The organism is Weissella kandleri (genome assembly GCF_045504165.1).
In the GTDB taxonomy this organism is placed as follows: domain Bacteria; phylum Bacillota; class Bacilli; order Lactobacillales; family Lactobacillaceae; genus Weissella; species Weissella kandleri_A.
The window spans coordinates 54,476-74,055 of sequence record NZ_JBJJNY010000003.1 but is presented as its reverse complement, the minus strand read 5'-3'; the positions used below and the strand labels follow the sequence as shown (position 1 = coordinate 74,055).

Below are 19,580 nucleotides of genomic sequence, written 5' to 3'. Positions count from 1 at the left end.
AGAATGGAGCCGAGGGGAGTTGAACCCCTGTCCTAACACCTTGTAATTATTACATCTACGTTCATAGTTTGAACATTTAAATTTCGTCGCATGCAGGCCTTCAAACTAGGCCATCATTTTGACTAATCTGATTATCTTATTCAAGCTTTTTCCAGATGTAAAAAAGCAGGCGTAAATCACGTTTATAATGACCAATTTGAAACCGTGATTAGATTTCAGCTTGGTTAGGCACGCTGGTTTTTAGGCAGCGAAAGCCAAATTATTTGAATTTTTTGCAGTTAATTCTTCTGAGTGGATTATAGGGCCACAACCCCTAAACGCAGTAATAATACAAACAGTATCAGTCGATTCCGGAACGACCCCGTATACACTACTTAGTATAGCGGATTTCAGTAAAAATAACCACGAATTTATGAAATTTATTAGAGTGAAGTGGAGGTTGCGGCGCCCGCGTTGTTTGAAAATAAATGGTATAATATTTTTTATTCAGCCTAAACTGAAATCATTAAAGAAGTACGAATTATATAAGAAGAACACGGGAAGAGTGGAAGCATTTATTAATACCTCTGCTGATGCAGATTAATTATTTTAGGAGGTTCTATGGAATTAGTTAATCTTGACCGGATTATAGGAAATCAGCCTTTTGAACGGATTTATTTAGAAGCGTTCCCGGCTGAGGAGCGGATTGCGTTGACTGATTTACAAGATTTGTCGGATGCAAATGTAAATATTTATCTATCACAGCTGGAACAAGCGGGTGAAATGTGTGGTTTGGCTATTCATTATGCACTACCAGGTGAAAAAGGCTTTTTGTTGTATTTTGCGATGGATAGTCGGCTACGGGGACAAGGCATAGGGACGCAAGCCTTAGCACTTTTTAAGCAAATTTATCCCGGTGGAATAATTTTGGAATGTGAATTAATCGGAGAAAATGCTGAAAATGAGGAGCTTCGGCAAGCCCGTTACCGTTTCTATTTACGCAATGGCTTATTAGATTCGGGGACGATATCAGAAAATATGGGTGGTAAATACCATCTAATGCGTTCGACTGCACAAATTACACCGCTTGAATACCAAGAAGCTGTGCATCATTTTGGAATTAAAGCCACTTTAATGGAACTTAACGATTAAAAAAGGTATTCTTTTGGAGATCTTTATAAGAACTAATTGTGAAAAAAATAAATGATCCAGTAAAACGCAGTATAATGTAAAACAAAACATGAAAACCTAAGGGGAAAGAGCGATGGAAAATTTAAAGCGTTGGTTTTTTAGTGAACAAACGCAGATGTATGCAACTTTAATTTTTTTGATGGCATTGATTTATTGGGCACGTACTTTTATGCCAGTTATTTTGTTAATTATCATTTTTGCTTCATTGGGCATTTCAGGGGGGCGTTGGCTAGAACGACGCTTGAAAATTCCATACGTAATCGGGGTAGTGAGCTTTTACGTTCTGATGATTGTAGGAGTTATGTGGGTGATTTCATTAGTCGCACCGATGTTTTATCATGAGGGGTATTCGTTAATTCAGACTTCTATTAAAACTGTGCAAGATTATCCACATTTGTCAAAACAATTTAGTGGCTATTTAGCTCAAACAAATTTAGATGAAAAAATTGCTAATAGTGTGACAACCTTTTTGCAAATGAGTTTAGTAGCGGTGCAAAGTGTCTGGAAAGTGGTGACAGAAGTTGCGATTGCAATTTTGCTAAGCCTAGTTTATGCCGTATCATTGCATCCCTTAAAACGTTTTGGAAAGCAATTTCAGCACTCGGATTTCCCTAACTTTTTTAAAAATGTCTTTGCGTTATCCAATAAATTTGTTTACATTTTAGGACAAATTATTCGTGTACAGGTTGAAATTGATTTAATAAACACAACGTTCTCAACAATTGGCTTTATTTTGTTAGGAATGCCATCACCATTGGTTTTGGGAAGTATGGTTATGGTGTTGGGGTTGATTCCAGTCGCGGGGGTTTTAATTTCTTTGATTCCGTTAACTATCGTGTCTTTTTCAACTGGAGGTTGGGTGTTAGCGTTAGAAATGTTAATTTTCATTTTGTGCATCCATGCCTTTGAAGCTTACTTTTTACATCCGAAGTTAATGGCATCACGGTCGGATCTACCGATTTTTGTCACCTTTATTTCATTAATTGTGATGGAGCGTTTATTGGGACCATGGGGCTTGATTTTGGGAGTACCAATTGTTTCATTTGCCCTGGATGTCTTAAACGTGCACAAATTTACGCATAATGCCATTGATTAAGCCTGGAAAGCTAACATTAATATTAATTAAATAGGTGATAGGCAAGTCTTCGTGATTAGTGTAAAATGTTAAAGGAAAACGTTTACACTTATGATTGCGGAGGCCTTTTTATGTTAATCAAACAAGTTAGTATCGAAAATAATCCGAAGTTAACAGACATTCGGATTGAAAATGGACTAATCCAGACAATCGGGCCCAATTTAACGCCCTTAGCACATGAACAAGTTATTGATGCAACGAATAAGGTGGTGATTCCACCTTTTGTTGATCCGCATGTTCACTTGGATTCAACGCAAACCGCGGGTGAACCAGAATGGAATGAATCGGGAACATTATTTGATGGTATTCGGATTTGGTCTGAACGTAAAAAGCAATTAACGCATGAAGATGTTAAACGACGGGCAATTGAAACGTTGCGCATCCAAGCGGCACATGGGTTGCAGTTTGTGCGGTCACATGTCGATGTGACTGATCCAGATTTAACAGCTCTAAAAGCCTTGATTGAAGTGCGTGAAGAGGTTAAGCCTTGGATGGAATTACAATTGGTGGCTTTTCCACAAGAAGGAATTTTATCATTTCCACATGGTCGAGATTTAATGGAAAAAGCGGCGCAGCTAGGAGTTGATGCACTGGGAGCAATTCCGCATTTCGAATTTACACGTGAGTATGGGATTGAATCGTTACAATTTGTTTTTGCTTTGGCGCAAAAATATCATCTGTTAATTGATGCGCATACCGATGAAATTGATGATCCCGCCTCGCGAAGTTTAGAAACCTTAGCGACTTTAGCCTTGGAGACGGGGATGAAGGAGCAAGTGACGGCTTCACATACGACAGCTATGGGCTCGTACAACGACGCCTATACGTATAAATTAATGCGATTATTGAAAATGGCTGATTTAAATTTCATTGCGAACCCATTGATTAACATGTATCTTGGTGGACGTTTTGATACGTATCCCAAGCGCCGGGGCCTAACACGGGTGAAAGAATTACATCAAAATGGCATCAATGTGGCCTTTGGTGAAGATGATGTTAAAGATCCATGGTACCCAATGGGAAACGGCGATATGTTGGAAGTTTTACACCTCGGGTTGCACGCAACTCAGATGATGGGTTATACAGAAATTATGCAATCTTATCAATTTGTGACAACACATGGGGCACGGGTGATGCAAGTTGAAAATCATTATGGAATTGAGGCTGGTAAACCTGCTTCATTTTTGATTTTGGATGCCAAGAACTTTTATGATGCGTTAAATACCCATGCGGAGATTCTGTATTCAATTCACGCCGGTAAGATTTTAGTTGAAACCAAGCCAGCAGAACGTTCACTTAATTTTTAAGCATAAAATAAACAAAAGCGTTTGGACGATTCCAAGCGTTTTTTTAAATTTGTTGAAACTTTAATTAAAAATAAATTAAAAACACTCCTTTAATTCTCATTTATTTTACAGTATATTATTGCTAAGGGAATTATGGGGGACAAATATATGAAGATGATGTTGATGACTGACAATCAAAAGTTGAAAAAATTATTACATTTAACTTTTCAACGTGATTCTGGGTTTATTGATGTTTTACAAGATTATCAATTAGCAGAGCGCTTCTTAAAACGATGGCCTAGCGAGTGGGAAATTTTGCTCTTAGATCAGCCAACTGATTATGCGTTGGCTCAAATGCTGCAACTAAAACGCAGTAATCGGCACTTGAAAATTATTGTTTTAGCTCGTCAAATTGATCCGGCGGTGTTAATTCATTGGACTAAGTTTCCACCTGATTTAATTTTGGCACCAGAGATTAGTTTGCAGGATTTGATTAAAAAATGTGAGCAAATGCTCGTTCCAACGGTCCAAACACCAGATGATGTTCCAACGCCGCAACCCCTACAACCGCAAAAAAATGGGCGGATTTGTTTAAATCCGGATGAATTTAATATTGTTGTGGACAGAAAAACAGTGGTTGAGTTACGTCCCAAAGAATTTGAATTAATTTCGTATTTAGTGCAAGCGCCTGGTCGGGTTTTTACGCGAGAAGAATTGATGCGTGAAATTTGGCAGTATAAATATTTTGCCGATGATCGGACGATTGATACGCATATTAAAACTTTGCGGAAAAAAATTCCGTTTCCTTGTATCGCGACAGTCTGGGGAGTTGGGTATAAATATGACGAAACGTAAAACATGGGTTGAAAAATTGGTCTATAAATTGGTATAATAATAACTGTACTTGAAAGCGCTTAATCGTGATAAAATATAACTGTGACTAAAAATAAAGGATGGTTAGGTAAATGACGATTAATGTGGCTAGTCTCGGGACGGTACAAGATAATGTGGAAGTGCAAAAAGTAACTATTGAGAATAATCATGGGCATAAGCTGGGCCTAGTGACCTGGGGTGCATCTTGGCAATCATTTCAAACGGCAGCTGGAGTTGATTTAACATTAGGTTTTCAAACGGCAGCTGAGTATCTTGATAATAATTATTATATTGGTAATATTGTGGGACGGACAGCTGGACGCATTGATGGCGCCCGTTTTGAATTAGATGGTCAAGAAGTGGTTATTCCAGCTAATGAAGATGGTAATTTGTTGCATGGTGGTGAACAAAGTTTCTCACACCGCAATTGGACGATTGAAGCAATTGATGAAGCTATGAATCGGGTGACTTTTGGAACTAAATTGACTTCAGCTGAAGACCATTTCCCTGGTGATATGCGGACAACTGTCACATATACCTTGACGGAAAATGATGAGGTAAAAATCCAATTTACAGCCGAATCGACTGCGACAACTTTGTATAATCCAACTGCGCATGTCTATTTCAATCTTGGTGGTGTGGGCACGGATGCACGTAAGATGCAGTTACAGATTAAAGCTGACCGTTACATGGAATTGCGTGCTGATAAAGTTCCAACGGGTAATTTATTGCCAGTAGCAGGGACAGCTTATGATTTTCGGGAGCCTCAATTGATGAGCGCTGCTTTGGAAAAGTTGCCTTCGAATGCTTTTGACAAAAAATTCGATGATGTGTTTGCTTTAAATGGTGACTCAAAGCCAGATGTGATTTTAACTGATCCGGCTTCACAGCGCTCGGTTGAAATTAGCGCGGATCGGAATGCTATGGTATGCTTTATTACGAATCCAGAGGTAGATAATTATGCAGATCAGGAGGCTTTTTTGGCTGAACATCCGTATAATGGAATTGCTTTAGAAGCACAAACGCTATCAGATTCAATTCACCATCCTGAGCTAGGTGATATTATTTTACCAGTCAATCAGACACAGACATATGTCAACACGTATGCGTTTAAAAATATCTAGTTATAAGAAATAGGAGTATTAAACATGACAGCTTTATCTTTTGATACAAGTAAATTATCTTCATTCGTGAATGAGGGCGAGCTAGAAATGATGCAACCCATGGTTAACATGGCAGACTCATTGTTGCGTGAAGGAACTGGGGCTGGTTCTGATTATACTGATTGGATTAATCTGCCAACTGAGTACGATCGCGATGAATTTGCACGGATTCAAGCCGCCGCTAAGAAAATTGCCAATGATTCAAAAGTCTTAGTTGTTATTGGGATTGGTGGTTCATACTTGGGTGCCCGCGCTGCAGTCGATTTTTTGAATGATTACTTTAATTCAGCTTATTCAGATGTTGACCGGACAGCGCCTCAAATTATTTTCGCTGGAAATAATATTTCAGGGCAGTACTTGAACTCGATTATTAAGTTAATTGGGGATCGTGATTTTTCTGTGAATGTTATTTCAAAGTCAGGAACGACAACCGAACCGGCAATTGCTTTTCGGATTTTTAAGCAAATGTTGGAGAAAAAATATGGGGTTGAAGCCGCTAAAGAGCGTATTTATGCAACAACGGATGCCAAGCGCGGGGCGTTGAAGACTTTAGCTGATGAAGAGGGCTATGAAGAGTTTGTAGTGCCTGATGGTGTTGGTGGACGTTTCTCTGTTTTGACCGCCGTTGGTTTGTTGCCAATTGCAGTAGCTGGTGGTGATATTGAACAATTAATGGCTGGAGCTGCGCAAGCTCAAGCTGACTACACCGATGCGGACTTAAGCAAGAATGAGGCATATCAATATGCAGCTTACCGTAATATCTTGTATCGGAAGGGGTACACTACTGAATTGTTGATTAATTATGAGCCAACTTTGGTTCAATTTGGAGAATGGTGGAAGCAATTACAGGGAGAATCTGAAGGTAAAGATGAGAAGGGGATTTTCCCAGCTACTGGAAATTTCTCAACCGATTTGCATTCATTTGGTCAATATATTCAAGAAGGGCGTCGGAATTTATTTGAAACTTTGGTGCGTGTGACTGAACCTGTTACAGATGTCACGATCCCAACAATGGATGCTGATGATGGATTAGGTTATTTGCAAGGTGAAACGATGAGTTATGTTAATCGTATGGCATCAGATGGAACTTTACTCGCACACGTTGATGGTGGGGTTCCTAACATGGTTGTTGAGATTGAAAAGCAAGACGCTTATCACCTTGGCTATATGATTTATTTCTTTGAAATTGCAGTTGGAATTTCAGGTTATTTGAATGGAATTAATCCATTTAACCAACCTGGAGTTGAAGCATATAAAAAGAACATGTTTGGTTTGTTAGGGAAGCCTGGTTATGAGAGCTTAACGGAAGAGCTACGCACTCGTTTGTAAAATTTAATGATAATCAAGGTATTAGCAATAGCTGATACCTTATTTTTGAAATGATTTGGATCCTTTAGAGCATTTTTAAAGTTAAGTTTATGGAAAATTTGATAAACTGGCGCAAAAGATTGAAATGAGGATGGGAGATGATGAAAGCAGACACAATGCAAAGCTGGTTAGTACGCGTTTTGAAGGGGATGGTGATTGCCTTAGGATTTATCTTGCCAGGCGTTTCCGGGGGTGTCCTAGCCGCCATTTTAGGAATTTATGAGCGGATGCTAAATTTTATAGCGAATGTGCGGACCCGTTGGCGTCAAGATTTTTTGTACTTTTTACCAGTTGGAATTGGTGGTCTATTGGGTCTGGCCTTGTTAAGTGCCCCGTTGGAATACCTATTAAATCATTATCAGCTCTTAGTCTTATGGTCGTTTGCAGGGGCAATGGTTGGAACATTGCCGAGCTTATATCAAACGGCTGGACAGCAAGGTCGTAAAATGAGTGATTGCATCTGGATGTTTACGGCGGCTTTAATTGGCGGCTTAGGTCTTTACTATTTAGCAGCATTAACGGGGCCAGTGCCTATTAATGGATGGAGTTGGTTATTAGCCGGAAGCCTCTTAGCTTTAGGCGTAATTTTGCCGGGGCTAAGTCCATCAAATTTGTTATTGTATCTGGGTCTATTTGGTCCCATGTTAACAGGATTTAAAAGCTTCAATTGGAGTGTGCTACTGCCGATTGCCGTTGGGGGGCTTGTGACCTTATTATTGATGTCTAAAGTCATGGTTAAAATTTTAGAACAGGCTTACAGTGTGGTATATCATATTATCATTGGGATTGTGGGGGCCTCAATTATTTTAATTTTGATTCCGCCAGTAGCCAATTATAATCATACTTCAGTATTGGAAATGTTGTTGTGTTTAGTGCTCTTTGTTTTAGGGGTTGGATTAGGATGGAAAATGAGCCAGTTGGAGAAACAGTATAAATAAGTTTCCTTTACAAGAAGATGGAAATCTTTTCGCAGATTTGAATTAATTTGGCTAAAAAATGGTATTTCTGTCGGTTTTCTGTTACTATGTAGTAGATAAAAGTTAATATTTTAGGAGATTTAATCATGGCCATTGGAATGAATGATTTAAAAACGGGTTTGACTATTGAATACTCAAATTCAATTTGGCGTGTGTTGGAATTCCAACACGTTAAGCCTGGTAAAGGGGCTGCCTTTGTGCGTTCAAAGTTGAAGAATTTGCGTACGGGTGCTGTAAACGAAGTAACTTTCCGTCCAGGAGATAAATTCGAAACGGCCAACATTGAAACGATGGCAATGCAATACTCATATGCCGATGGAGATAACCGGGTCTTCATGAACATGGAAACTTATGATCAAATCGCAATTCCTGTTGATCGGATTGAAGATGAGATGAAGTTCTTACTAGAAGGAACCGATGTGAAGGTTACCTATTATGATAGTGAACTTTTGGGAGTTGAGGTTCCTAAGACGGTGGAGTTAACAGTTACTGAAACGCAACCTGGAATTAAGGGAGCAACAGCTAACGGTGGTGGAAAGCCTGCTACTATGGAAACTGGTTTAGTAATTACTGTACCTGATTTCATCAATTCTGGGGATAAGTTGATCGTAAATACAGATAATGGTGGAACATACTCTTCACGTGCTTAAAAGCTGCTGAGTTTTGTCCATTTGTGTAGCGTCTACCAAATGACAGTCCTGGTAGGCGCTTCAATTATATTATTTCATCTTTGAAATCGATGGAATATCTGTATTAGGAAGTATAAATTTCTTAATAGTAGGTATGAAGAAGAAAGCTTTCGAACCTAGGAGGATTAAATAAATGGCAATTGAAGAGACAATTTTATTAACTCAAGATGACGCAGCTGGATCAACTCGAGTGAACTTGCGCGTAATTGATATTATTGCAGGTTTAGCGACTAAGGAAGTTGAAGGGGTTGCACGTTTACGTGGAACTTTTGGCGAGCGCGCTAAAGAAGTGCTAGGTTATAAAGACCAACATAGTAAGGGAATCCTAACGAAGCAAGATGCTGAAGGAAACCTTAGCATTGATGTCTATGTTGACGTTAATTATGGCGTAATTGTTCCTAAGGTGGCTCATGCGATACAAGAACAGGTTAAGTCACAAATTCATGCGATGATGGACTTAAACGTTAAAAGTGTTGATGTCCATGTAATTGGCATCTTATCAGAAAAAACAGAATTAGATATCGATCCAAATAATTTATTTGGTGAAGATGATGTCGACGAGGTGGGAAAGTAATGACGATGTTAACCCGCCATGCAATTCGGCAAGTTACTTTCCAAACGCTTTTTGGATTAGCAGTTAATCCAGACGCTGAAGTGGAACCAATGATTGAACAAGTCTTAGCCGGCGATCCGGAAGTGGAACGTGAAATTGAAGCGCCAGAAGAAGTTATTGACTTAGTGCGCAATGTTCAAGCTTATCAAGATGATGCTGACTTACAAATTTCACGATATTTGGTGGAAGGTTGGACGTTAGAGCGTTTGAACTTAGTAGACTTAGAAATCATGCGAATTGCGATTTATGAAGCGCAAAGAGGCAATACCCCAGCAAAAGTTGCTGTTAATGAAGCCTTGAATTTAGCGAGTGATTTTACAGATGAAGCATCAAGTAAATTTATTAATGGTGTTTTATCGAAAGTGTTGACTTTCTAAAAGCGAGAGAGTAGTATAGAGTATTGTTAGAGAACAAAGTGATGGCGCCCGCTGTCCACCTTGGTAAAGTTAAGTTTGCCGGGTTAATCGATTTCATTGAAGAGATAAATGGATGGCGGGTTATTGTATGATTTACAATAGCTCGCTTTTACTTTGTCTGGAGAAAAATTAGGAGGTAAGTACCATAGCAGCTAATGTACGTCAACCGCAACAGAAGAACGATTTGATTAATGAGCATATTCGGGCTCGGGAAGTTCGTTTGATTACTGATGATGGTGATCAAGGAGTTATGCCCAAGGCCGATGCGCAAAAGATTGCTGACGATGCTGAATTAGACTTAGTACTAGTTCAAGCTAACGCCAAGCCACCCGTTGCGAAGATTATGGATTATGGTAAGTTCAAATTTGACAGCCAAAAGAAAGTCCGTGAGCAACGTAAAAATCAAAAAACGGTCACTGTTAAGGAAATTCGTTTAAGTCCTACTATTGATTCAGGTGATTTTAACACCAAGAAAAATAACGCAATGAAGTTCTTGAGTAAAGGGAACAAAGTTAAAGTTTCAATTCGTTTCCGTGGGCGCGCAATTACGCACAAGGAAATTGGACGTGAAGTTATGAATCGTTTTGCCGAAGAATTAGCCGATATCGCAAAGGTTGAATCACGCGCAAAGATGGAGGGACGTAGCATGTTTATGGTGCTGGCCCCTAAGGACGCTAAGTAATTACAGATTATAATTTTGGAGGATGGACTAATGCCTAAATTTAAGACTCACCGCGCTTCAGCTAAGCGTTTCAAGAAAACTGCTAATGGTGGTTTGAAGTCAGGGAATGCGTATACTTCACACCGTTTCCACGGTAAGACTAAGAAGCAACGCCGTCAATTGCGTGGAACTTCAATGATGGACCACACTACTTTGAAGACTTATAAGAACCTATTGAGCCGCATCTAATTTAAATTAGATTGTATTTAGGGTTCATCGAATTGTAGAAAGATATTGGAGGATTAAACCATGCGAGTTAAAGGTGGAACAGTTACACGTGCGCGTCGTAAGAAGATGATTAAGTTGGCCAAGGGTTACCGTGGACAACGTCATATCAATTATAAAGTTGCTAAGCAACAAGTTTGGAAGGGTTGGGTTTATGCCTTCCGTGATCGTAAGCAAAACAAGCGGAACTTCCGTAAGTTGTGGATTACTCGTATCAATGCCGCTGCTCGGATGAACGGATTGTCATACTCACGCTTTATGAATGGTTTGAACTTGATGGGATCAAAATTGAACCGTAAGATGCTAGCTGATTTGGCAATTTCTGATGCTGCTGCTTTCTCTGCTTTAGCAGATGCAGCTAAGAAGGCTTTGGCTGACAACAATCAAGAATTCCGCGTCGTTACACCTGCTACTAACGAGAAGGAAGTTAAGATTAACATTAAGGCCGCTAAGGAAGCAGATAATGCTAATTCAGCAAAGCCTTCAGACAAGAACACCGTTGCTGAAATCAAGGCATACCTTGATGCTAAGGGTGTAGATTACAACTCATCAGCTAAGAAGGCTGATTTGTTGGAGCTTGTTTAATTTAAGAGCTTAATAAATGAAACCGTTGAACGTGCAAACTGTCGACGGTTTTTAATTTGCTTAAAAATAAAAAACGCTGAGCGCAAGGCTTATGGTTAGGGCAGGTACAAAAGGAATCTTTGCTTTTGAAAATATTTGGTACTGAAATATTGCCAAAAAGCAACTCAGGGTTAACCAGATTAACCATTGCCAGGCCGACAGCCAGAGGCTAACGACAAAAACAAGGTCAATATCACCGTTCCCTAATTTTTTTTCAGTATGGTTGTAGTAAAGGAAAATAATATAAATACCTAATTTTATCCATAAATAAAAATTATGCCACTCGAGCGCAGCTATCCAAATGAATGGGAATAACAGTTGGCTTTGAATCAGTTGCAGTTTTAGGTCCTGCCAACTGAGGTAAATTAAAGTGATAATAAGCAAATGAATCATATTAACGCCTCCTACAGAATAAAGACCCGTGTATGAAGAAAACCACATTAAAAAAGAAACGCCCGGAACTGTTTGCGAAAGGAATCGCGCTATAATTCACTTTTTTCTAAAAAACATTTGACATTATTTGGAATAAAAGTTATTATATTAATTGTGCTTCAAACAGGAAGGTGTCCGCGTTAGTTTACGCGACGTGCTGAACTAACTGTGCGGAGTACCAGTAAATAACAATCCGAATTTTTCTTATATATAAGGAAACGCCCGGTATTGTGGACTAATAAATAATAAATCGAAAGGAGCCTCTTTAGACATGCCTACAATTAATCAATTGGTTCGTAAGCCTCGTAAGTCAAAGAGCACGAAGTCAAACTCACCAGCTTTGAACTTCGGTTATAACTCACAATCAAAGAAAACCATTCTTGCTCCAGCTCCCCAAAAACGTGGAGTTGCAACTCGTGTGGGAACAATGACCCCTAAGAAGCCTAACTCAGCTTTGCGGAAGTACGCTCGTGTACGTTTGTCAAACTTGATTGAAGTTACGGCTTATATTCCCGGAATCGGTCACAACCTTCAAGAACACTCTGTTGTCTTGATCCGTGGTGGTCGTGTTAAGGACTTGCCTGGAGTTCGTTACCATATCATTCGTGGAGCTTTGGATACTGCCGGTGTTGACGGACGGATGCAATCACGTTCTAAGTACGGTGCAAAGCGCCCTAAGAAGAAATAATTAAGGGAGGACATTAGATATGCCACGTAAAAGTTATACGAAGCAGGCTGAAGTTCTGCCTGATCCAATTTACAATTCAAAGTTGGTATCACGGTTGATTAACCGTTTGATGCTTGACGGTAAGCGGGGAACTGCTTCAACAATTTTGTACGATGCTTTTGATCGTATTAAAGAAGAAACCGGTGAAGAACCATTGTCAGTTTTCGAAGAGGCTATGAATAACATCATGCCTGTTTTGGAAGTCCGTGCACGTCGTGTCGGTGGATCTAACTACCAAGTTCCAGTTGAAGTTCGTCCTGAGCGTCGTGTAACGCTTGGACTTCGTTGGTTGGTCTCATACGCACGTTTGCGTGGAGAGCACACAATGGATGAGCGTTTAGCTAAGGAAATTATGGATGCTGCTAAGAATACTGGTGCATCTGTTAAGAAGCGCGAAGACACACACAAGATGGCTGAAGCCAACCGTGCCTTTGCACACTATCGTTGGTAATCTTTTAGCAACGATGAAGAGGGCGTTGGATTCAATTCAACGTCTTTTTTGTAGGCTTTAGTTGGCGTGTTTAAAAGGACTATGCTAAACTAAAAGAGTTAAAACTGAAGTAACACTAATTTATGCCAATTAGTCTTTGGGCTAGTTGTATTTTTAAAAAAATACGTGCATAACGGGTTGGTAATTGCCTTTTTGGGTGGTTTCTTTCCTGCTTTTAGGGTATACTTTAACATAAGCAGCTAGAATGCTGAATTAAATAACAGGAGATTTTTCACAATGGCTAACAAGCGTGAATACCCATTGAGTCGGACTCGTAATATCGGGATTATGGCTCACATTGACGCCGGTAAGACAACGACTACTGAGCGTATTTTGTACTACACAGGAAAGATCCACAAGATTGGTGAAACTCACGATGGAGCTTCACAAATGGACTTTATGGATCAAGAAAAGGAACGTGGAATCACGATTCAATCAGCCGCTACAACGGCCGTTTGGCATGGTTTCCATGACCAATTTGCGGATACTCCTTACCGAGTAAATATTATTGACACCCCTGGTCACGTTGACTTCACTATCGAAGTTGAGCGTTCATTGCGTGTTTTGGACGGAGCGGTTGCCGTTTTGGACGGGGCGGCTGGAGTAGAACCTCAAACTGAAACTGTTTGGCGTCAAGCTGAAACTTACCAAGTGCCACGTATCGTGTTCGTCAATAAGATGGACAAGTTGGGAGCTGACTTCCAAATGTCAGTTGACTCAATGAAGACACGCTTGGATGCCAATGCTAAGGCTATCCAATGGCCAATCGGGACTGAAGATGATTTCGAAGGAATCATTAACTTGATTACCATGGAAGCTATGTATCCAGTGGACGAATTGGGAGAAAAGTGGGAACCTCGCGAGATTCCTGATGATTACAAAGAATTAGCTGAAGAGAAGTACAATGAATTGGTTGAAGCAATCGCGGATGTCGATGACGATATCATGGAAAAGTACTTAAACGGTGATGAGATTTCTCAAGACGAATTGAAGGCAGCTATTCGTCGGGCCGTTTTGTCTTTGCAATTCTACCCAGTTTTGGCTGGATCAGCTTATAAGGATAAGGGAGTCCAAATGGTATTGGATGCCGTAGTTGACTACTTGCCATCACCATTGGATGTTAAGCCTTATGTTGCGACTGATCCTGATACAGATGAAGAAGTTGACTTGGTCGCTAATGACGAAGATCCATTCGCTGCTTTGGCCTTTAAGGTCATGACTGATCCTTATGTCGGACGTTTGACTTTCTTGCGTGTTTACACTGGAACTTTGGAATCAGGTTCATACGTGCAAAATACTTCAAAGGGAAAGCGTGAACGTGTTGGACGTTTGCTACAAATGCACGCAACTGATCGGACTGAAATTGATGAAGTCTTCTCAGGAGATATTGCTGCTGCAATCGGTTTGAAGGATACTACAACTGGAAATTCTTTGACATCTATGGATCGTCCATTGATTTTGGAATCAATGGAGTTCCCAGACCCTGTTATTCAATTAGCAATCGAGCCTAAGACTAAGGCTGACCAAGCTAAGATGACTGAAGGTTTGCAAAAGTTGACTGAAGAAGACCCTTCATTCCGTGCTGAGACGAACCCTGAAACTGGAGACACTTTGATTTCTGGTATGGGTGAATTGCACTTGGATATTTACGTTGACCGTTTGCGTCGTGAATTTAACGTTGATGCCACTGTTGGAGCCCCACAAGTTGCTTACCGTGAAGCCTTTACTAAGACTGTGCAAGCACGTGGATACTTCAAGCGTCAATCAGGTGGTAAAGGACAGTATGGAGACGTTTGGATTGAATTTAGTCCAAATGAAGAAGGAGCTGGATTCGAATTTGATGATGCCATCGTCGGTGGAGTTGTTCCTCGTGAATACATCCCTTCAGTTGAAGCTGGGTTGCGTGAAGCATTGAATAACGGACCATTAGCTGGCTTCCCATTGGTTGATTTGAAGGCTAAGTTGTATGATGGATCATACCACGATGTCGACTCATCAGAAGCGGCCTTTAAGGTTGCTGCATCATTGGCTTTGCGTGAAGCAGCTAAGACAGCTGGTGCCGTAATTTTGGAACCAATCATGAAGGTTGATATCGTTGTGCCTGAGGATAACTTGGGTGATGTTATGGGTCACATTTCTGCTCGTCGTGGAGTGATCGAAGGACAAGAACAACGTGGAAACTCAGTCACAGTTCATGGTAACGTACCATTGTCAGAGATGTTTGGATATGCTACAACTTTGCGTTCATCAACGCAAGGACGTGGAACATTCCAGATGGTCTTTGATCACTACGAAGCTGTACCTAAGAACGTTCAAGAAGAGATCGTTAAGAAGTATGGTCGTGGAAACAGTGATGAAGACTAATTAATTAGTTAAATCAAAGTCTATCTTAGAAAATTATCTAAGATAGACTTTTTTTATTGTGTAAATGTTATGCATCGACTTTATTGCGTTTAACATAAATTGCGGGGACGTTATCACCATAAGTTTTGGCCAAATAGGCGCTTTGAACATTTGTTGAATGAATGGTAATTTTTGTATGCTACAATACCAATGGTATTGATTATACGAGGGCAGCCAACTAAACCAAACGGGCGTCGGCGTCTAGTGTTATCGATGGGCATAATTAATGACAGATGCGTTAATTTAAAGGATTGCTAGTAGACTTTGTAGGTTCACAGATTATCAGTAATTTACTGATAATCTTTTTGCGCTTAGGGGGGAGCATTAGGGTCGATTCGTTATTTTATCAGGAAGAATGTATACGAACTTACTTTTATTCTGGCGGGGGTGGGTTTAAACATAGTATAATGCTAATGAGTAATGAAAGGTGGAACTTGATGTGACGCAACCAATAATCGAATTTAAAAATGTTGTAAAAAACTATGATGACCACGTGGTTTTAAACGGGGTCGATTTAGAAATTGATGCTGGGAAATTTTATACCTTGTTAGGACCTTCTGGGTCGGGGAAGACAACCATTTTGAGACTGATTTCTGGCTTTTTGGATGCCAGTAGTGGTGATATTTTATTTGATGGAAAACGGATTAACGATGTACCCGCAGAGAAGCGTCAAGTTAATACCGTTTTTCAAAATTATGCCTTGTTCCCAAGTATGAATGTTTATGAAAATGTGGCTTTTGGGATGACCTTGCGGGGAGTAGCACCGGCGCAAATTCAAACCAAAGTAACAGAAATGTTGGAGCTCGTTAAATTAAAAGGTTTTGAAGAGCGTGAAATTGATGAATTGTCAGGTGGTCAACAGCAACGGGTTGCCATTGCGCGGGCATTAGCGAATGATCCCAAGGTTTTGTTACTGGATGAACCGCTATCAGCGTTAGATTATAAATTACGCAAGGAAATGCAATATGAGTTACGGGCGATTCAGCAACGTTTGGGGATCACCTTTATCTTTGTGACGCATGATCAAGAGGAAGCATTAGCTATGTCGGATTGGATTTTTGTCATTAATGATGGTGAAGTCGTTCAAAATGGGGATCCCATTGATATTTATGATGAGCCAATTAATCATTTTGTGGCGGATTTTATTGGTGAGGCTAATATCATCCCTGGCACAATGGTTTCGGATAACTTAGTGCATTTTAATGGACAAGATTTCAAAAACGTAGACGGGGGGATGCGACCAAATGAACCGGTTGAAGTGGTGATTCGGCCAGAGGATGTTGATATTGTGTCCGTTGAAACGGGCGCTGTTACGGTTCGTATTGACACGGTTTCTTTTCGGGGAGATTATTTTGAAATTACGGCTTCAGACATCGATCATCATGAGTGGCAAATTCAATCTACAAATGGGGTTGAAGAAGGCAGTCGGGTGGGGTTAACTTTTGATCCGGAAGATATTCATATTATGCGCTTAAATGAAACCGAAGAGGATTTTGATGCACGTTTGGAGGCCTACGATGAAGAGTAGACAATCGATTCCTTACATGGTTCCGTATGTCCTTTGGATTGTTTTATTTGTAATCTTGCCGTTATTGCTGATGTTGATTCAATCCCTTCAGGATATTCATCAGCACTGGACGTTGGCTAATTATACGAATTTTTTTCGATCAGGCACATATTTAAAGATGACCTTTAATTCGATTTTTTATGCCTTGATGGTCACAGTGATTACACTAGGTATTAGTTATCCGATGGCGTATGGACTTAGTCGGATTAAGAATAACCAATTTTGGTTATTGTTAGTGATTCTACCGACTTGGGTGAATTTATTACTAAAAGCATATGCGTTTATTGGACTTCTTTCGCAGACTGGAACTGTGAATCAGTTTTTAGGCTTTATTGGAGTTGCACCGCAACAATTATTGTTTACGGATGCTAGTTTTATTTTGGTGGCTTCTTATATTGAATTACCCTTTATGATTTTACCGATTTTTAATAGTCTCGTGGAATTAAACCCAAGTCTGCCCAATGCAGCGCGTGACTTGGGAGCAACGCCGTGGCAAACTTTAAGACGGGTTATTTTTCCGCTTACCTTAGATGGGGTCCGTGCTGGCATACAGGCGGTCTTTATTCCGACGCTTTCGCTCTTTATGTTGACACGCTTGATTGGTGGAAATCGGGTCATTACCTTAGGAACAGCAATTGAAGAACATTTTCTCATCACGCAAAATTGGGGGATGGGTTCCACAATTGGGATTATTTTAGTAGTGGCGATGGGGATTACTATGTATGTCACGCGTGATCGTAAGAAACGGGAGAAGCGGTAATGAGAAAACAAAGTCTTTTGATGAAAGTTTATTTAATCGTAATCTTTCTTTTGATGTATTTGCCAATTTTTTACCTAATTTTATTTGCCTTTAATCGAGGTGACTACATGACTAGTTTTACCGGTTTATCGTTGCGGCATTTTGTGACGATGTTTGCCGATACGCGTTTAATGGGCATTTTGTTAAATACATTTATTATTGCGCTTCTATCATCGTTAGTGGCGACCCTTGTGGGAACGTTTGGCGCCTTGGGTATTTATTTGTTAAAGCGCCGGCATTTACAGAATACTTTTTTAGGCTTAAATAATATTTTGATGGTTTCACCGGATGTTATTATAGGTGCCTCTTTTCTAATCCTCTTTACAATGGCTGGGTTAGCGCTGGGCTTTGGGTCAGTTTTGATAGCTCATATTGCTTTTTCCATTCCAATTGTTGTACTCTTGGTATTACCAAAATTAAATGAGATGGATTCCGCTTTAATTCGGGCTGCGCAAGATTTAGGTGCACGTCCGTATCAGGTGCTAAGTTACGTGATTTTACCATACATTTGGACGGGTATTATGGCGGGATTTTTCATGGCGATTACGTATTCATTGGATGATTTTGCGGTAACATTTTTCGTGACGGGGAATGGTTTTACCACGCTGTCTGTTGAAATTTATGCCCGGGCGCGGCAAGGAATAGATTTGTCAATTAATGCCTTATCAGCGTTAATGTTTTTGGTATCGTTGATGCTGGTGATTATTTATTATTTCATCGCCAATCATAAACAAAAGGGGTCTGGCAAGAATAAACGCGTAACTGTTAATCAACAGTTGGGGGGAGGAGTGCAGTGAAGAGAATCTTTTGGTTCATGGGGATTATTTTAGCAGTGGTTGGCTTGCTATTTGGGGTGAAAGTAGGCTTAGATTGGCAGTCTAGTCAACAGCAAGCTGCGGCCCGTCAGAGTAAAAATCAAGACCAAACTTTGACCATTTTTAATTGGGGTGATTATATCGATCCTGCTCTAATTCATGAGTTTGAGCAGAAAACCGGTTATCATGTTGATTATGAGACATTTGATTCGAATGAAGCGATGTTTACTAAAATTAAACAAGGCGGAACGCGATATGATTTAGCGATTCCTTCTGATTATATGATTCAAAAAATGCGGGCTGCTAATTTATTGGAGCCTTTAGATTATCATGAACTTACTGAGTTGCAGGAGTATAATCCTGAATTAATGAATCAACCATTTGATCCTGGGAACCGGTATTCTTTACCTTATTTTTGGGGGACGCTTGGGATTGTTTATAACGATCAGGATGTTTCAGTTGGTGAATTAAAAACGTGGAATGATTTATGGAATCCTAAGTGGCATCAATCAGTGATGCTTTATGATTCAGCCCGGGATGTGATGGGTGTTGGCCTGGCGTCCAATGATGATGATATTAATAGTGCTAATATGAGTGAATTATTAGCAGCTAAGGGACGCCTAGATGCGCTCATGCCGAATGTAAAAGCAATTGTCGGTGATGAAATTAAAATGTATATGGTGCAAAATGAAGCTAAAATCGCGGTAGATTTCTCAGGGGATGCGCAACAAATGTTAGCACAAAATTCGCACCTGCATTATGTCTTACCCCAAGGACGCGGTAATATATGGTTTGATAATATGGTGATTCCAAAGACCGTTCGTAATAAAAAAGCAGCCTATGCTTTTATGAATTTTATGGCTGATCCGGAGCATGCGGCTAAAAATGCCGAGTACACGGGTTACTCAACTCCAAATGTAGGAGCTAAGCAACTTTTGCCCGCAGTGGTTAAAAATAATCCTGATTTTTATCCGAATCAACAGACATTGAAAAAATTGACGGTTTATCAAGATTTGGGCTTAGATTGGACGACCACGTATAATGATTTATATTTAGAGTTTAAGATGAATAATCATCGGTAGGGGGA

21 protein-coding genes, 1 other RNA gene and 1 pseudogene are annotated in these 19,580 nt (G+C 40.0%); 21 read left to right on the top strand and 2 right to left on the bottom strand.

The genetic code is table 11. The features are described from left to right. Nucleotide 1: 1 nt before the first annotated feature. Nucleotides 2–363: a transfer-messenger RNA gene (ssrA, locus tag ACJQWY_RS02645) on the bottom strand. Between the two features lie 237 nt (nt 364–600). On the opposite strand from ssrA, the gene ACJQWY_RS02640 reads away from it, so the two are divergent. From ACJQWY_RS02640 to ACJQWY_RS02575, 14 genes and pseudogenes are all read left to right on the top strand, one after another. Beyond that, complete coding sequence (locus ACJQWY_RS02640; RefSeq protein WP_407076208.1) at nt 601–1,131, top strand: GNAT family N-acetyltransferase; 531 nt, start codon at nt 601–603, stop codon at nt 1,129–1,131. A gap of 112 nt (nt 1,132–1,243) precedes the next feature. Then, the gene (locus tag ACJQWY_RS02635) at nt 1,244–2,266 is read left to right on the top strand and encodes an AI-2E family transporter (protein WP_407076207.1); all 1,023 of its coding nucleotides are present in this window, start codon (nt 1,244–1,246) and stop codon (nt 2,264–2,266) included. A gap of 110 nt (nt 2,267–2,376) precedes the next feature. After that, a complete protein-coding gene (gene codA / locus ACJQWY_RS02630) occupies nt 2,377–3,612 on the top strand; it encodes a cytosine deaminase (RefSeq protein ID WP_407076206.1) in 1,236 nt (411 codons plus the stop codon). 147 nt (nt 3,613–3,759) lie between these two features. Continuing rightward, on the top strand, nt 3,760–4,446 hold the full coding sequence (locus ACJQWY_RS02625) for a winged helix-turn-helix transcriptional regulator (protein ID WP_407076205.1): 687 nt from the start codon (nt 3,760–3,762) through the stop codon (nt 4,444–4,446). Between the two features lie 110 nt (nt 4,447–4,556). Beyond that, nucleotides 4,557–5,588 carry an aldose epimerase family protein gene (locus tag ACJQWY_RS02620; protein WP_407076204.1) on the top strand — a complete coding sequence of 344 codons (1,032 nt, stop codon included), beginning with the start codon at nt 4,557–4,559 and terminating at the stop codon, nt 5,586–5,588. A gap of 24 nt (nt 5,589–5,612) precedes the next feature. Then, complete coding sequence (locus tag ACJQWY_RS02615) at nt 5,613–6,956, top strand: glucose-6-phosphate isomerase (RefSeq protein ID WP_407076203.1); 1,344 nt, start codon at nt 5,613–5,615, stop codon at nt 6,954–6,956. A gap of 155 nt (nt 6,957–7,111) precedes the next feature. Next, entirely contained in the window at nt 7,112–7,933 is an 822-nt protein-coding gene (locus ACJQWY_RS02610; RefSeq protein ID WP_407076275.1) for a DUF368 domain-containing protein, read from the top strand. A gap of 125 nt (nt 7,934–8,058) precedes the next feature. Further along, nucleotides 8,059–8,622 carry an elongation factor P gene (efp, locus tag ACJQWY_RS02605; protein WP_407076202.1) on the top strand — a complete coding sequence of 188 codons (564 nt, stop codon included), beginning with the start codon at nt 8,059–8,061 and terminating at the stop codon, nt 8,620–8,622. Between the two features lie 172 nt (nt 8,623–8,794). After that, nucleotides 8,795–9,235, top strand: a complete 441-nt coding sequence (locus ACJQWY_RS02600) for an Asp23/Gls24 family envelope stress response protein (RefSeq protein WP_407076201.1) — start codon at nt 8,795–8,797, stop codon at nt 9,233–9,235. After that, nucleotides 9,235–9,651: a transcription antitermination factor NusB gene (gene nusB, locus ACJQWY_RS02595; protein ID WP_407076200.1), complete on the top strand. Its 417-nt coding sequence runs from the start codon at nt 9,235–9,237 to the stop codon at nt 9,649–9,651. Before ACJQWY_RS02600 ends, nusB begins: the two co-directional genes overlap by 1 nt. A 223-nt stretch (nt 9,652–9,874) precedes the next feature. Further along, nucleotides 9,875–10,372 (top strand): translation initiation factor IF-3, encoded by a 498-nt coding sequence (infC, locus tag ACJQWY_RS02590; RefSeq protein WP_407076199.1) that lies wholly within the window; start codon nt 9,875–9,877, stop codon nt 10,370–10,372. A gap of 30 nt (nt 10,373–10,402) precedes the next feature. Next, nucleotides 10,403–10,600 (top strand): 50S ribosomal protein L35, encoded by a 198-nt coding sequence (gene rpmI, locus ACJQWY_RS02585; protein WP_407076198.1) that lies wholly within the window; start codon nt 10,403–10,405, stop codon nt 10,598–10,600. Between the two features lie 60 nt (nt 10,601–10,660). Then, a pseudogene (gene rplT / locus ACJQWY_RS02580) lies at nt 10,661–11,074 on the top strand (50S ribosomal protein L20); the annotation flags it as partial. Next, nucleotides 11,069–11,221 carry a HeH/LEM domain-containing protein gene (locus tag ACJQWY_RS02575; protein WP_407076274.1) on the top strand — a complete coding sequence of 51 codons (153 nt, stop codon included), beginning with the start codon at nt 11,069–11,071 and terminating at the stop codon, nt 11,219–11,221. The pseudogene rplT and the gene ACJQWY_RS02575, both read left to right, overlap by 6 nt. 60 nt (nt 11,222–11,281) lie before the next feature. Here ACJQWY_RS02575 and ACJQWY_RS02570 read toward each other — a convergent pair whose 3' ends face one another. Continuing rightward, nucleotides 11,282–11,653: a prepilin peptidase gene (locus tag ACJQWY_RS02570; protein ID WP_407076197.1), complete on the bottom strand. Its 372-nt coding sequence runs from the start codon at nt 11,651–11,653 to the stop codon at nt 11,282–11,284. Between the two features lie 310 nt (nt 11,654–11,963). Between ACJQWY_RS02570 and rpsL the strand changes: the two genes are divergently transcribed. From rpsL to ACJQWY_RS02535, 7 genes are all read left to right on the top strand, one after another. Then, nucleotides 11,964–12,380, top strand: a complete 417-nt coding sequence (rpsL, locus tag ACJQWY_RS02565; protein ID WP_057754581.1) for a 30S ribosomal protein S12 — start codon at nt 11,964–11,966, stop codon at nt 12,378–12,380. Nucleotides 12,381–12,399: 19 nt separating this feature from the next. Continuing rightward, on the top strand, nt 12,400–12,870 hold the full coding sequence (gene rpsG / locus ACJQWY_RS02560) for a 30S ribosomal protein S7 (RefSeq protein ID WP_057754584.1): 471 nt from the start codon (nt 12,400–12,402) through the stop codon (nt 12,868–12,870). Nucleotides 12,871–13,146: 276 nt separating this feature from the next. Further along, entirely contained in the window at nt 13,147–15,273 is a 2,127-nt protein-coding gene (gene fusA / locus ACJQWY_RS02555) for an elongation factor G (RefSeq protein WP_407076196.1), read from the top strand. 478 nt (nt 15,274–15,751) lie between these two features. Further along, nucleotides 15,752–16,840 (top strand): ABC transporter ATP-binding protein, encoded by a 1,089-nt coding sequence (locus tag ACJQWY_RS02550; protein WP_407076195.1) that lies wholly within the window; start codon nt 15,752–15,754, stop codon nt 16,838–16,840. Beyond that, nucleotides 16,830–17,639, top strand: coding sequence for an ABC transporter permease (locus tag ACJQWY_RS02545; protein ID WP_407076194.1), 810 nt, complete (start codon nt 16,830–16,832; stop codon nt 17,637–17,639). Before ACJQWY_RS02550 ends, ACJQWY_RS02545 begins: the two co-directional genes overlap by 11 nt. Further along, entirely contained in the window at nt 17,639–18,475 is an 837-nt protein-coding gene (locus ACJQWY_RS02540; protein ID WP_407076193.1) for an ABC transporter permease, read from the top strand. Before ACJQWY_RS02545 ends, ACJQWY_RS02540 begins: the two co-directional genes overlap by 1 nt. Beyond that, the gene (locus tag ACJQWY_RS02535; protein WP_407076192.1) at nt 18,472–19,575 is read left to right on the top strand and encodes an ABC transporter substrate-binding protein; all 1,104 of its coding nucleotides are present in this window, start codon (nt 18,472–18,474) and stop codon (nt 19,573–19,575) included. The genes ACJQWY_RS02540 and ACJQWY_RS02535 overlap by 4 nt, the downstream gene beginning before the upstream one ends. Nucleotides 19,576–19,580: the final 5 nt, after the last annotated feature.